At 44.3% G+C, this 12,961-nt stretch carries 8 protein-coding genes and 1 pseudogene; 7 read left to right on the top strand and 2 right to left on the bottom strand.

Translation table 11 applies throughout. From position 1 onward, the window contains the following. The first annotated feature begins 33 nt into the window (after positions 1–33). The 7 genes from RSK81_RS08115 to RSK81_RS08085 all read left to right on the top strand — a co-directional run bounded on the left by RSK81_RS08115 (position 34) and on the right by RSK81_RS08085 (position 9,207). On the top strand, positions 34–222 hold the full coding sequence (locus tag RSK81_RS08115) for a hypothetical protein (RefSeq protein ID WP_002924198.1): 189 nt from the start codon (positions 34–36) through the stop codon (positions 220–222). Between the two features lie 122 nt (positions 223–344). Continuing rightward, positions 345–770: an IS200/IS605 family transposase gene (tnpA, locus tag RSK81_RS08110; RefSeq protein WP_111681470.1), complete on the top strand. Its 426-nt coding sequence runs from the start codon at positions 345–347 to the stop codon at positions 768–770. Between the two features lie 214 nt (positions 771–984). Next, on the top strand, positions 985–2,943 hold the full coding sequence (gene ligA, locus RSK81_RS08105) for an NAD-dependent DNA ligase LigA (RefSeq protein ID WP_315686475.1): 1,959 nt from the start codon (positions 985–987) through the stop codon (positions 2,941–2,943). Between the two features lie 9 nt (positions 2,944–2,952). Continuing rightward, the gene (locus RSK81_RS08100; RefSeq protein WP_268683156.1) at positions 2,953–3,903 is read left to right on the top strand and encodes a diacylglycerol kinase family lipid kinase; all 951 of its coding nucleotides are present in this window, start codon (positions 2,953–2,955) and stop codon (positions 3,901–3,903) included. 23 nt (positions 3,904–3,926) lie between these two features. Further along, the gene (gene pulA / locus RSK81_RS08095; protein ID WP_002924205.1) at positions 3,927–6,224 is read left to right on the top strand and encodes a type I pullulanase; all 2,298 of its coding nucleotides are present in this window, start codon (positions 3,927–3,929) and stop codon (positions 6,222–6,224) included. A gap of 320 nt (positions 6,225–6,544) precedes the next feature. Beyond that, positions 6,545–8,341 (top strand): serine hydrolase domain-containing protein, encoded by a 1,797-nt coding sequence (locus RSK81_RS08090; protein WP_315686473.1) that lies wholly within the window; start codon positions 6,545–6,547, stop codon positions 8,339–8,341. Beyond that, positions 8,326–9,207 (top strand): alpha/beta hydrolase, encoded by an 882-nt coding sequence (locus RSK81_RS08085; protein ID WP_315686472.1) that lies wholly within the window; start codon positions 8,326–8,328, stop codon positions 9,205–9,207. The genes RSK81_RS08090 and RSK81_RS08085 overlap by 16 nt, the downstream gene beginning before the upstream one ends. A 100-nt stretch (positions 9,208–9,307) precedes the next feature. Here RSK81_RS08085 and RSK81_RS08080 read toward each other — a convergent pair. Both RSK81_RS08080 and RSK81_RS08075 read right to left on the bottom strand, forming a co-directional pair. Further along, positions 9,308–10,583, bottom strand: a pseudogene (locus tag RSK81_RS08080) (ISL3 family transposase). A 163-nt stretch (positions 10,584–10,746) separates the two neighbouring features. Continuing rightward, entirely contained in the window at positions 10,747–12,942 is a 2,196-nt protein-coding gene (locus tag RSK81_RS08075; protein WP_002909381.1) for an LTA synthase family protein, read from the bottom strand. Between the last annotated feature and the right edge of the window lie 19 nt (positions 12,943–12,961).

Here is a 12,961-nt window from a genome sequence, read left to right as displayed (position 1 = left end):
GGACGTCCTCTTTTTTGCAGTGGGGTAGAGTAAATGACAGATAAAATAGAATTTTTAAACAAGTATACTTTAACTTCTTCAGAAGTAGAAATTGTAACAGATAAAGCAAATATTCTAAATGCCCCAATTCCAGATTTTTGGAAAGAAGCACTTTTGTCAGATAGTTTGGAAGAAAGAAAAGAAAAAATTCATCAATATCTTGCTTTTGGGCAAGGAAGTTAAGCAATTCTGTAGTAAACTGTGTCATAGGAATAAATCTCTTTCTAGTAATGTTTCGCAACTCTACTATAACGGATTTATTCCTTTTTGTGTTTACACAACTTATTTTACACTACCCAAAGTGGATGTGTAAATATCACAGTGTGTTTACACCTAAGTATAGACGAAAAGTCATCTATAATCAACATCGAAATAGTTTGGGTGAAATATTTCACCGATTATGTAGTTATAAAGGTGTTGAAATTATCGAGGGTCACTTGATGCCGGATCATGTACATATGTTAGTAAGTATTCCACCAAGGATAAGTGTTTCTAGTTTCATGGGGTATTTAAAAGGGAAAAGTGCACTCATGATGTTTGACAAACACGCTAATCTCAAGTATAAGTTTGGGAACCAACATTTCTGGGCGGAAGGTTATTACGTAAGTACAGTAGGACTTAATGAAGCCACAATTAAGAAATATATCCAAGAGCAGGAAAAGCATGATGTAGCGTTGGATAAATTGAGTGTAAAAGAATATGAGAATCCCTTTAGGGATAGTGGTAAGTAATGCAAACACCTCTTTGAGAGGTTTGTGACGAGTCAAGAACAATGAGGCTTGAACAAAGTGAAAGCCAGCGTCTTTAGGCGCTGGCTGGTGATGTGGGCTTATAGCCCTGGGACAAACCACCCGTTAGACGGGTGGTTATGATGTCCTTTTGTTTTTTAGGAAAAATTGGGAACAAATAGAGGAAGATTTTGTGTATTTGTGATAAAATAGAAGTATGAAAGAAAGAATGTCAGAATTAGTAGAATTGCTCAATCGATACGCCCATGAATATTATACGGCAGATAGGCCAAGCGTATCGGACAGCGAGTATGACAGACTCTATCGTGAGTTAGCGGAGTTAGAAGAAAAGTACCCAACCGATATCCTGCCTGACAGTCCGACGCATCGGGTGGGCGGGAAGATTTTAGAAGGATTTGAAAAATATCCACACCAGTATCCTCTCTTTAGTTTGCAGGATGCTTTTTCACGTGAAGAATTACTAGCCTTTGACCAGCGGGTTCGCAAGGAATTTCCACAAGTTTCTTATCTTTGTGAACTCAAGATTGATGGGCTCTCTATTTCCCTGACCTATGAAAATGGAATCTTGGTAGCAGGAGCGACTCGGGGGGATGGTTCTGTTGGTGAAAACATTACTGAAAATCTCAAGCGAGTCAAGGATATTCCTCTGACCTTGAAAGAACCGCTGGGCATTACCGTTCGAGGAGAGTGCTACATGCCTAAGGCTTCCTTTGATGCGGTCAATCAGCTGCGGCAGGAGAACGGTGAGACTGAGTTTGCCAATCCCCGCAATGCGGCAGCGGGAACCTTGCGCCAGCTGGACACAGCAGTTGTGGCTAAGCGCAATCTAGCGACTTTCCTATACCAAGAAGCCAGTCCTACTCAGGTTGGCAGCCAAGAAGAGGTCTTAAACAAGCTGGCAGATTTGGACTTCTCAGTCAATCCTACTCATATTCTGGCGGACTCTATTGAATCAGTTTGGGAGTTTATCGAAAAGATCGCTGAGGAGCGGGATAGCCTGCCTTATGAAATTGACGGTATTGTCATCAAGGTTAATGACTTGGCGGTGCAAGAGGAGCTTGGCTTTACTGTCAAGGCACCTAAGTGGGCTATCGCCTATAAGTTTCCAGCTGAGGAAAAGGAAGCCCAGCTTCTATCTGTTGACTGGACAGTGGGTCGGACGGGAGTTGTGACTCCGACAGCTAATCTGACGCCTGTCCAGCTAGCGGGAACGACAGTTAGCCGAGCGACCTTGCACAATGTGGACTACATTGCCGAGAAGGATATTCGTCAGAAAGACACAGTTATCGTCTATAAAGCAGGAGATATTATTCCTGCTGTCTTGCGAGTGGTGGAGTCCAAACGAGTCTCAGAGGAGCCTCTGGAAATACCAAGTCACTGTCCGAGCTGTGAGAGTGAGCTGGTACACTTTGAAGACGAAGTCGCTCTGCGCTGCATTAACCCTCTATGTCCGGCCCAGATTAAGGAAGGGCTGATTCATTTTGCCAGCCGGGATGCCATGAACATTACTGGCCTGGGTCCAGCAGTGGTAGAGAAGCTCTTTGCTCAAAATCTAGTCAAAGATGTGGCTGGAATCTATCGGCTGAAGGTAGAAAATTTACTAGAATTAGAGAACTTTAAGGAAAAATCAGCAAATAAATTGTATACTGCTATTCAAGCTTCCAAGGAGAACTCGGCTGAACGCCTCTTGTTCGGCTTGGGGATTCGTCATGTGGGAAGCAAGGCCAGTCGGATTTTGCTGGAGAAATTTCATGATATTCCTAAGCTGTCTCAGGCCAGCCAAGAAGAGATTGCGGCTATTGACAGCCTTGGAACTGTGATTGCCCAAAGCCTGCATACCTATTTTGAGCAGGAAGGCTCCCAGATTCTTTTGGCGGAATTACAGGAAGCAGGTGTGAATCTAGACTATCTAGGGCAAAAGGCAGCGGCTGATGCAGCCCTATCAGGTATGACGGTTGTTTTGACTGGTAAATTACAAAAATTGACCCGCAATCAAGCCAAGGAAAAATTGCAGAGTCTGGGTGCTAATGTTTCCGGATCTGTTTCTAAAAAAACGGATCTGGTAGTAGCTGGCGCAGATGCTGGCAGCAAGCTGGCCAAGGCTCAGGAGTTAGGAATTGAAATTCGGGATGAAGATTGGCTTGATAGCTTATGAGGCTGAAGTATGAAGGATAAGATTAAACGAGCACGATTGATTTATAACCCGACTTCGGGACAGGAAATTATTAAGAAAAATATTGCGGAAGTTTTGGATGTTTTGGAGGATGTGGGCTATGAAACCAGCGCCTACCAGACCACTCCAGCGCCTCTTTCTGCTCAAAAAGAAGCTGAAAGAGCAGCAAAAGCAGGATTTGATTTGATTATTGCGGCAGGCGGCGACGGAACCATCAATGAGGTAGTTAATGGCGTGGCGAATCTGGATGAACGGCCTAAATTGGCCTTTATCCCAACTGGTACAACCAACGATTATGCGCGTGCTCTGAAGATTCCCATGGGAGATCCAGTAGCGGCAGCCCGCATTATCGAAAAAAATCAGATCATTAAGATGGATATTGGCCGGGCCTATGGTAACAAGTATTTTATAAATATTGCGGCAGCTGGAACCCTGACAGAGCTAACTTACAGCGTACCTAGCGAGGTCAAATCCCGCCTAGGCTACTTTGCCTATGTCGCAGAAGGAGCAAAAAAACTCCCTCGCTCTAAGTTCCGCAAGGTCCGTATCAAGCACGACCACGGTGTCTTTGAAGGAAAGATTTCGCTCATGTTTGCGGCTCTGACCAATTCTATCGGTGGTTTTGAAAAGCTAGCGCCAGATACTAAATTAGATGACGGGAATTTTACCTTGATTTTGGTCAAGACAGCCAATCTCTTTGATATGCTGAGTCTGATGATGCAGGCTATCAATGGCGGTCAGCACGTTGGCGATATCAATGTAGAATACCTCAAAACAAGCAAGCTGCAGCTGGAAGTTTTAGATAAAAAAGGTCCATTTATGCTGAATTTGGATGGAGAATACGGTGGCGATACGCCAGTTGAACTGGAAGTGCTGCACGGACATTTGGAATTTTTTGCCAATATTGATGAAATCAGTCAGACAGCCCTTTCAATAGAATAATTTTAGATAAGAGATGAAAGAACATGCTAGACTATAAAGTCTTAGTCCATTATCACAATCCTACTGGAGATTATTTCTCCTATGATATGTGGCAGTGGCAAATAAACCAATGGGGAAAGGAAGCAGCCTTTTCCAAACTTGATTATTTTGGTATTCAAGGGGAATTAACCTTTCAGACCTGGGAGCACTTGAATCAAGCCCACGTCATAATCAAACGTTCAGACTGGTCTAGCCAGTCCTGTGACTATCATATTGATCTGTTACCGCCTCATCTGCTAACGGAAATTTGGCTGATTGAGGGAGATACGCAGGTTTACTATTCCCTGCAGGCTGCAACGACGAGTCACCAGTATTCACGCCGGCGTCCGCATAACTTTGATGTGGCCCTGAGAACAGACTACTTTGATGAATGTTGGGGCTATCAAGGCTGGTTGGGACACCGTCAGATGGACGGCGCACATATTTTCAGAGTTTGGGCACCGACAGCTAGGAAGGTAGAGTTGGTAGTCTATGAATCGGCTGCCAATCGAGCTCCTGTTTATAAAATCTTCCCAATGCAAAAGGGTGACCGATATTCTCACGACCATAAGGAAAATACCATCGGTGTCTGGTCAGCTGAAATAGCAGAAGACTTGACCGGCAAGACCTATCACTATCATGTTAGCTTTGAATACCGCAATTTCTATACTCGCGATCCCTATACTGTTGCGACCAGTCCAGATGGCAAGCGCTCAGCGATTCTTGGAGCAGATGAGACAGAAGTAGCCGGTTTTCAGGTCCGGCAAGGCAAAGAAGCCGTCTGGCGTTTGGACAATCCAAATCAAGCAGTGATTTATGAGATGCACATTCGGGATTTGACCAAGTCGGAAACTTCTGGCGTGGACAGTCAGCTGCGCGGGACCTTCTTGGGGGCCTGTCAACAAGGCACTACCAATCATCAAGGGCAAAAGACAGGCTTTGACTATATCAGTGATTTAGGCATTAATGTTGTCCAGCTTCAGCCTGTCTCTGATCGTCACAAGGACTATGATGAAAATGGAGAGCTGATCTACAACTGGGGCTATGACCCGCAGAATTATCATGCTCCAGAGACTAGCTTTTCCAGCAATCCTGCTGACCCAGCGCAGGCCATCCGTGATTTGAAAACGATGATTCAGGCCTACCATGATGCGGGGATTTCTGTGACACTGGATGTTGTTTACAATCACATCTACTCGACCTATGATTCGGCTTTTCAGGCTATAGTACCGGATTATTACTATCGGATGAATCCTAACGGCTCTTTCCAAAATGGAACCGGAGTGGGGAGTGAGACGGCCAGCGAGCACGAGATGTTTCGCAAGTTTATGATTGACTCTCTCCTGTACTGGGTAGAGGAGTTCAATGTAGACGGCTTCCGCTTCGACCTGATGGGAATTCATGATGTAAAAACGATGAATGCCATTCGTCAAGCTATGGATAAGGTGGATCCGAGAATCCTGCTCTATGGCGAAGGCTGGGATATGGGAACGGGCTTGAGGCCAGAAGACAAGGCCAAAAAGGACAATGCTTATCAATTGCCGCGGATTGGATTTTTCAATGATACGGAGCGGGATGCAGTTAAGGGAGCCGAGGTTTACGGCGGCATTAAAGCTGGTTTTGTCAGTGGTCAGGCGACGGAGGATATCGTCGCTAAGTCTATTCTTGGCAGCAGTGAGCTAGGCAGCTATCTCAGTCCTGATCAAGTTCTTAACTACGTGGAGGCACACGACAATTTCAATCTGCATGATTTGCTTGCGGAGCTGCATCCCGATGATGATATTCTGACTCGTACCAAGCGGATTGAGCTGGCAACTGCCATGAACCTGCTCATGCAGGGTATGGTTTTCATGGAGGTGGGACAGGAATTTTCCCGTACTAAGCTCGTAGCTACGGGGGAGGACGGCCAAGTCCTGCATAGCGATCGCGAAAGGGCTATGAACAGTTACAATGCACCAGATGCAGTCAATCAGGTGAATTGGGATATTTTGCAGGATCATCAAGAGAGTATTGATTTTATCAAGAACATCATTCGCCTCAAGACAAGCTGCAAAACCTTTTCTTATCAGACCTATGAAGATATTTATAAGCATGTCTTTGTCCAATCAGCCGAGCAGGGCAGTGGTTTGATTATCTTTGAGATTAAGGACGACAAGCATTATCAAGTCATATTTAATGCCAGCGGCCTGCCCTATTATCTGCCTAATGCAGATAAGCTGCGTCTCATAGTGGGCAATAGCCGTCATAAGAAGCCTTTCTATGTTGAAAATCTGACGGTTTCTGTTTTTGAAGTTATTCAATAAGTTATTAGCTACTGAAAAGCGGCTCTTTGTCAACTGTAGTGGGTTGCTAAAAAGTCATATCCTGGAGAGGACTAAATCAGTCCTCTCCTTTTTGATATTCAAAGCGATGAGGATTCTAGTTTTAAAATTGTCAAAGTTCCGAAAGCCGAAAGCGTTTCGCTCATTCCTACAGTGGTTTTACCCACTACAGAAATTATAGAGCTACTTTTTCTACCACTTACTTAGGAAATCTTACCACTTACCGAAAAGGGGTAGATTTGCTATTGTCCATTTGTTAGGATAAGGGTGCAAAGGGGAAAATACATCTTAAGGAGGATATCATGAAACCATCATTTTTGAAAAACGCTGTGGCGTTAGTAAGCTGTGGCTTGGTGGCTTTTGGAGCAGCGCAAGTTCGAGCTGACCAGCAAAAATTGCCGTCGGGCACGCCTTATGACCAAATCGGTCAGAAAATTGAAAATTTCCACAAGGAACACGAAAAAACCAGCGCGGGACTGGCGGCAGCAGTCTTTGATAAGGACGGCCAAACTATTTACCAAAAGAACTTTGGCTATATGGACAAGGAAAAGAAGCTGGCTGTGGACGACAACTCGGTTTTTGAGTGGGGCTCTGCCACCAAATTGACCGTCTGGCTCAGCGTCATGCAGCTCTGGGAAGAAGGAAAAATTGACCTAAAAACAGATATAAAAGAGTATTTGCCCAAGGATTTCCTGAAACACCTCAAATACGACAAGCCCATTACCATGCTGGATCTGATGAACCACCAAGCGGGTTTTGATGAAACGCCGCTGAACACAGGAACAGGCAAGAGCTTGGAAGAATTACTAAGAAGCCAGCCCGCTCAAACTTATGAGCCAGGGACGGTGACATCCTATTCCAATTACAGTACAGCTCTAGCAGGCTATATCGTGGAGCGCATCAGCGGACAGGACTTTGCGGATTATGTCCACGAGCATATTTTCCAGCCTTTGGGCATGAACCATACCGCTCTCTTACCTGATTTGTCGGACAATACCTATGTCCGAGACAAGCGGCAGGGTGAGAAAACCTATGATACAAACGGAAGTTTATATCTAGATAAATTACTTCCCGCGGATATTTATCCAGCGGGGCAGGCGACAGGGACTTTTGCCGATTTCAAGCGGTTCGCGCAAGCTCTTTTGAGAAAGGAAAAGCTCTTTAAGCGCCCAGAAACCTGGAATGAACTGTATCAGACAACTTCTACATTCTCAGATAAAGCAGTCGCTAAGAATGCCCACGGCTTTTGGGTGACAGAGTATGAGATAGGCTCTATTTTAGGGCACAGCGGTCATTCTTTTGCCGGTTTTTCAACCATGATTTCGCTGGATTTCAAGTCGGGTATCGGCATGGTTACCATGGTAAATCAGAGAGAAGAAGCCACCTTTTCTTTCGGTCTGCCCGATTTAGTCTTTGGCAAGAAAAAGCAAGCCCCTAACCAGTCTCAAAAAGACTTTCAGGAGGGCATGTATCGGACTTCCCGCTCCATTCAGCAAGGCCCGACCTCTATTTCGCGCCTTACTCCTGTTTATACTTTTTATGTGAAAGATGTGATCAAAGACGGTCATCTGCTACTCAGCAACTACTGGCTTTGGCAACATCGCCAAGGACGAACAGAAGTTGAAACAACCTATAATCATTTAGAAAAGCTCTCGCTTTGGGAGGTGGTAAAGGATTATAGTTCTGTCGCTCTGCTGGGTCTCGCAGTTGTTTATGCTGTGCTTGTTCTTTTGTTAGCTGCTTTGGGTAAGGTGTATCGCTTGCTTTTTGGGAAAGAAAGTAAAAGAGCGACTCCAAGAAGTTGGAAAATTTGGCATTATGGCACTTGCGGACTGATTTTGGTTAGCCTAGTCAATCTAGCAGGTCTCGTCATCGTTGCCGTTTCGGGCAAGTACATGCCCGATTATCGCTGGCAAGCCATTCTCTTTGCCTTCTTAGCACTGATTTTTCTGGTCAATGCTGCGCTGCCCATCTTCCTGTGCTCAACCTTCCAAGTGAGCAAGGGTCGAAAAATCTTGACCTACTTGACCAGCAGCGCTTCACTTATCGTCGTTCTCAATATCCTCTACTGGAGCCTCTACCAATGGTGGGCACTTTAATAGAAAGGAAAGCTATGACCCATTCTCAAAAAATCGAAACAATGATTCAAAACGGATCCGACCAACTCTACACCGTTTGCTATCCCAATCCTGACAAGGAAACGATTATCCTGCTGCACGGTGGACCGGGAACGCCTGATGACTTCAAGCTCTTTATCCCTAAGCTCGAAAAAGATTATCAACTGATTGTCTTTCACCAGCGGGGAACGAGAAAATCGCCCTGCCTGAGTGGCGACTACAGCATGGAAGCCTACATTGCGGACATCAACACGATTGCCGACCACTTCAATGTAGATAAATTTCACCTTTTGGGACATTCCTGGGGCGGATTGTACGCGCAAATCTACGCCAGCAAAATCCCTGAGCGGGTTCTTAGTCTCTTTCTTTCCTCTCCGGGAACAGGCACGAGCAAGCAGTGGCAGCAAATGGAAAAAGAGATGATGAATTACAATAAAAATCACTGCACGACTATCGAATGGCTAAAAATGGGAATCTATTCTCTGCTCGGCAATCTTGGTAGTTCCAAGGCTTCGCAAGCTCTCTTTCGCCAAGTTGTCCGTAATTACAATGCCGACTATCCAGCCTTTCATGATGTGAAACTAGACATGAGCAATGTTTCAGTCCAAGCAGGCAATCAGACAAGAAAGGAAATTATGGCCTATCCTCTCTTGCCCCGACTAGAAGATCCTGCTTTTCCTATTACCGTGACTTTCGGTGACAATGATATTTTTGGTGCCAGTGAACATTTTGTCATCAGCCGCTACCCTAGCGCCCAAGTCTTTACGATTAAAAACAGCGGCCACTTTCCATTTCTTCATAATCCGCAGGATTACTTTACTATCTTGCACCAGCATTTTCAACCTTAGCATGAACCTCTAAAGTTTTCCAACTTTAGAGGTTTTCACTTATCTACAACTTATCCCTCTTTTTCGGGCTCTTTGTCAACTGTAGTGGGTTGATGAAAAGTTATAATCTGGAGAGGACTAAATCAGTCCTCTCCTTTTTGATGTTCAAAGCGATGAGGATTCTAGTTTTAAAGTTTTCAAAGTTCCGAAATCCGAAAGCATTGCGCTTGATGACCTTGATGAGGTTGTTAGCAGCTTCTAGTTTTGCATTGAGTAGGGCAGTTCCAGCGCGTTCAAGATCTTGTCCTTATCTTTCAAAAAGGTCTTAAAAACAGTTTGAAAGATAGGATTTACACAAGAAATAGTATCTTCAATGAGTCCAAAGAAATGCCCAGCCTGTTTCTCTTGAAAATGAAAAAGCAGGAGTTGGTAGAGTTTATAGTGTTCTTGGAGTTCTTGGGAGCAATAGAGAAGCTTTTCTAGAATCTCTCTATTGGTCAAGTGCATGCGAAAAGTCGGGCGATAAAATCGTTTATGGCTTAGTTTACGGCTATCCTGTTGAATGAGTTTCCAGTAGCGTTTGAGTGCCCTATATTTGTGCGATTTTTTATCCAACTGATTCATGATTTGGATGCGGAGGCGGTTCATAGCCCGGCTGAGATGTTGTACAATGTGAAAACAATCCAGAACGATTTTAGCGTTTGGAAATAGTTTTCTGGCAATATCGTAGTAGGGGCTAAACATGTCCATTGTAATGATTTTCACGCTATTTCAGACCTGTCTGGAATAGCGCAGGAAGTGATTGCGAATCGTTGCTTGAGTCCGCCCATCTTAAGATAGCTATAATCTTTCTGGAATCGAAATACTGTGCAATGAAGCTCATCTCTATCTGCCGATTGAAACAGTCACTTCCCTGACTGTTTCCACATCCCAGCTCATGTATTCTGGAAGGCAGTTAAGGTCAGTCTTGAACTTGAATTCTTTCAATTTACGAATGACAGTGGAAGTAGAGACATCTAAGCTTTCAGCGATGGCCGTCATAGGGACTTTCTCGATTAGTTTTTGAGCGATTTTCTGCTTAACGATGGTTGCGATTTGGTGCTTCTTCTTGACTAAGGAAGTCTCTGCGACCGCCATTTTCCCACAGACTTTACAGCGAAAACGTCGTTTCTTTAAGCGAATCAGCGTTTTATATCCCGCACACTCTAGATAGGGAATCTTTGATTTTTTTGGAAGTCATATTTAGTCATTTGTCCTTGATAGTGAGGGCATTTAGGAGCAGGATAATCTAGCTTAGCGATGGTTTCTTTATGAGTTCCAGCATCTAAAACATCCAAGATAGTGATATTAGGGTCTTTCATTCCCAGTAAGTTTGTGATAAAATTGAACTGTTCCATAAGAGTCTTTCTAATGATAGTTTGGTCGCTTTTCATTATAGGTCTTATGGGACTTTTTTTCTACAACAAAAGAGAGCCCATCATTCCTACAGTGGTGTTACCCACTACAGAAATTATAGAGCCTGAAAAGCCTTAAGTCCAATGGACTTAAGGCTCTTGCTATCTATGGATTGGCTGTGGAGCTAGAGCTGGAAGAGCTTGAGTCTTCTTGACTGCTGTCTTCGTCGCTGCTGCTAGTTTGGAACTGCTCTGGATGCAGTGCCCGATAGCTTGGCGAATTAAAGAGGTCCACAGTGGAGACATTGCCTCGTTTAGAGTAAAGACTGGTTGACTGGTCGCCTTTTTCCTTTTCAATAGCCAACAAGGCTTTCATTGAATTAAGATAAGAGTAATCTTTAGGGTTGACCTTGCCCAAGTCATTACCCTTGTAGAAGCGAATCAAGTCACCCGTTTGAATAGCGTCACTCATCTTAAGCTGAGTATTAGCGGCATTACGAATCTCATCCAGCTCCTTCTTGATGGTTTCATCAGGATTGGTAATTTCTTCACCGGTCTGGGTGTAGTAGGTCCGTCCGTTGAAGCTAGTGTATTTTGGAGTGACAAAGTTATTGCTGGAGCGGAAAGCTGTGATTTGCTGGTGCTGACTTGATAGCATATCTTGGCCGACCTGAAGGTAGTTTTTAGAGTCAATGCCCAGTAAATGCTCCAATGTTGGCAGCATATCCACTTGACCGGCGTAGGTATCAATTATCTTTCCTTTGTCCATGCCAGGGACTACAACCATGTAAGGCACGCGCTGCATCATGGCATTGTCGTAGTTGGACCAAGTCTCAGAGGTCTTTCCTACAAGAGGGGCCAAGTTAGGATTACGGGTTTGGGAAATTCCAAAATGGTCTCCGTAGAGAACGATAATAGAGTTGTCATAGAGGCCGGATTCTTTGAGATAGTCAAACAAGGCTTTGACAGAAGAATCTAGATAGTTAGCAGTAGCAAAGTAACCGTTGATAGTTTCATCCTTGGTCTTAGCCAGAGGGAAGCCAATCTCGTCACCAATCAAGCTAGTCGTGTAAGGATAGTGATTGGAAACCGTGATATATTTAGCATAGAAAGGCTGCTGCAGGTGTTCCAGGTATTTGATGGAATCTTTCAGCATAATCTTGTCGTTCAAGCCGTACTGGAAAGAGTTGGTGTCGTCCTGCTTGGTAAAGTAAGACGCATCGAAGAAATAGTTATAACCCCATTGCTTGTAAGCTGTATTGCGGTTCCAGAAGCTTCCAGTATTTCCATGGAAAACAGCAGAAGTGTAGCCGCCGTTTTTGGAAAGAATAAAAGGTGCAGCTTGCTGGGTATTGGTACCACCGTAGTTGACCATGAAGGATCCTTGATTGAGACCGAAGAGACCAGTTTCAATCATGGTTTCAGCATCAGAAGTCTTACCAGCCTTGACCTGGTTGAAGACATTAGAGAAAGCTAAAGTCGAGTTGGAGTGGTAGAGGGAATTGAGGAAAGGTGTCACCTCGTACTCTTTCCCATCTGCCTGCAGCTTATAGTCAATCAGGAACTGCTGGAAGCTTTCCAGATGGACATAGATAACATTGCGGCCTTTGGCAATCCCGTAATATTCTGGATTTGGTTCCGCATAGTGGGATTGGATATATTCTGTTACTGGTTCCAAGTCTTTTTCAGAAGCTTTGGAGCGCTCACGATTGGCGGTATATGTCTGGTTGGCACTGTAACCTAGAAAGGCTGGCAAGCCCAGAGCACGAACAACATAATAGTTGGAAAATCCACGTGACAAGAGCTCAGGCCGGTCAATTTCAGCCAAGAAAAGGTTGGCTGAGAAAAGCATGGCGGACAGGGAGGTCACAGCAAAGCTGGCGCGTTTATTGAAAGGGCGGTCATCCATTCGGATGTATTTCTTAAAAAATAAGAAGGCCAAAATTGGGAAATCAATCAGATAAAGAATATCCCAAGGGCGGAAGAGCTCAAGTGCTGCTTCCCCAAGTCCAGCTGAAACGCTGCTAGAAGCCAGCATAGTATTGACTGTGACAAAGTCACTGAACTCGCGGTAGTAAATGGAGTTAGATACCAGCCAAGCAAAGAGGAGCAGATAGATTCCGAAGGCTAGGCTGTAGAATAATTTGGTTCGTTTTACATAAAGTGCTAGTCCTAGCAGCAAAAGGCTGATAGGGAAAGGGTTGATAATAGCTAAAAATACTTGATAAGCACCTTGAATATCAAGGTTAAAATCAATCGTATAGGCCCACATGGTTTTTATCCAATAGAGGACCAGTAAAATCAAGACAAAACCTAGTCTCGTACTCATGAAATTGAGTAAATTCTTGGTTATTTTTTTCACAAAAAGTTACTTCCTTGTC

Source organism: Streptococcus sp. DTU_2020_1000888_1_SI_GRL_NUU_041A (assembly GCF_032387735.1).
Lineage (GTDB): Bacteria > Bacillota > Bacilli > Lactobacillales > Streptococcaceae > Streptococcus > Streptococcus sanguinis.
Note: the sequence above shows the minus strand (reverse complement) of the source record. Positions and strands in the feature narration are given on the sequence as shown.

Bases quoted from the DNA above. Each gene is read 5' to 3' on its own strand.
- RSK81_RS08115 (WP_002924198.1), top strand. From the start codon at position 34: ATGACAGATAAAATAGAATTTTTAAACAAGTATACTTTAACTTCTTCA.
- RSK81_RS08085 (WP_315686472.1), top strand. From the start codon at position 8,326: ATGGTGGGCACTTTAATAGAAAGGAAAGCTATGACCCATTCTCAAAAA.
- RSK81_RS08090 (WP_315686473.1), top strand. From the start codon at position 6,545: ATGAAACCATCATTTTTGAAAAACGCTGTGGCGTTAGTAAGCTGTGGC.
- ligA (WP_315686475.1), top strand. From the start codon at position 985: ATGAAAGAAAGAATGTCAGAATTAGTAGAATTGCTCAATCGATACGCC.
- pulA (WP_002924205.1), top strand. From the start codon at position 3,927: ATGCTAGACTATAAAGTCTTAGTCCATTATCACAATCCTACTGGAGAT.
- tnpA (WP_111681470.1), top strand. From the start codon at position 345: ATGTGTAAATATCACAGTGTGTTTACACCTAAGTATAGACGAAAAGTC.
- RSK81_RS08100 (WP_268683156.1), top strand. From the start codon at position 2,953: ATGAAGGATAAGATTAAACGAGCACGATTGATTTATAACCCGACTTCG.